This is a genomic window from Micromonospora globispora, from assembly GCF_003857015.1.
GTDB lineage: Bacteria > Actinomycetota > Actinomycetes > Mycobacteriales > Micromonosporaceae > Micromonospora > Micromonospora globispora.
The window spans coordinates 1-1,153 of sequence record NZ_QGGF01000729.1; the positions used below are offsets into that span (position 1 = coordinate 1).

Consider the following 1,153-nt stretch of genomic DNA (forward strand, 5'->3'; position numbering starts at 1 on the left):
TAGAGTTACGGCGGTCATGGCGGAGGGGAAACGCCCGGTAACATTCCGAACCCGGAAGCTAAGCCCTCCAGCGCCGATGGTACTGCACTCGGGAGGGTGTGGGAGAGTAGGACACCGCCGGACAATCTTCCAGTCGAGGGCCGCCCCATCCGGGTCGGCCCTCGACTGCGTAGCGCCGTTGGTGGCGCAATTAGGAAGGATGTACCTGTGAGTTCAGGACCGCAGGGCGGAGATCGTCCCCGTCGTTACGAGGACCGCGCCGACCGTCAGCCGGGGCGCGGCGACGACCGTCCGCCGTACCGCGGGAACCGCGATGACCGCGCCCGCGGCCAGCAGGGCGGCCCAGGCGGTGACCGGCGTGAGGGCGGTTTCCGTTCGGGTCCCCGCGAGGGTGGCTTCCGTGGCGGTGACCGCCGTGAGGGCGGTTTCCGTGGCGGTGACCGCCGCGAGGGTGGCTTCCGCCCCGAGGGCGACGCATCCCGCGAGGGCGGTAACCGCGGGGGCGAGCGCCAGGGCTTCCGTCGGGATGACCGCGAGGGCGGCTTCCGCCGCGACGGCCGTGAAGGCGGATCCCGTGCCGGCGACCGCCGTGAGGGTGGCTTCCGCTCCGGACCGCGTGAGGGTGGCTTCCGCCGTGACGGCGAGGCCCCGCGTGAGGGCGTCCGTGGCGGTGAGCGCCGTGAGGGCTTCCGCCGGGATGACCGCGAAGGCGGCTTCCGGGGCGGCGACCGTGAAGGCGGCTTCCGCGGTGGCGAGCGCCGTGAGGGTGGCTTCCGCGGTGGCGAGCGCCGTGAGGGTGGCTTCCGCCGTGAGGGCGAGGCGCCGCGCGAGGGCGTCCGTGGCGGTGAGCGCCGCGAGGGCTTCCGCCGGGACGACCGTGAGGGCGGCTTCCGTGGTGGTGACCGCCGTGAGGGCGGTTTCCGCGGCGGCGAGCGCCGTGAGGGCGGGGCGCCCCGTGAGGGCTTCCGTGGCGGTGAGCGTCGTGAGGGCGGTTTCCGTGGCGGCGACCGTGAGGGCGGCTTCCGCGGTGGTGAGCGTCGTGAAGGCGGCTTCCGCCGTGAGGGCGAGGCGCCGCGCGAGGGCTTCCGTGGCGGTGACCGCCGTGAGGGCGGCTTCCGTGGTGGTGAGCGTCGTGAGGGCGGCTTCCGCCGTG

General features: G+C 74.2%; 1 rRNA gene and 1 pseudogene. One reads left to right on the top strand and one right to left on the bottom strand.

Annotation, left to right across the window (positions count from 1 at the left end):
- Positions 1 to 6: 6 nt before the first annotated feature.
- Positions 7 to 123, top strand: a 5S ribosomal RNA gene (gene rrf, locus DKL51_RS32935).
- 90 nt (positions 124 to 213) lie between these two features.
- Here the strand turns inward: rrf and DKL51_RS35445 are convergent.
- Positions 214 to 1,153: pseudogene (locus DKL51_RS35445) on the bottom strand (hypothetical protein); the annotation flags it as partial.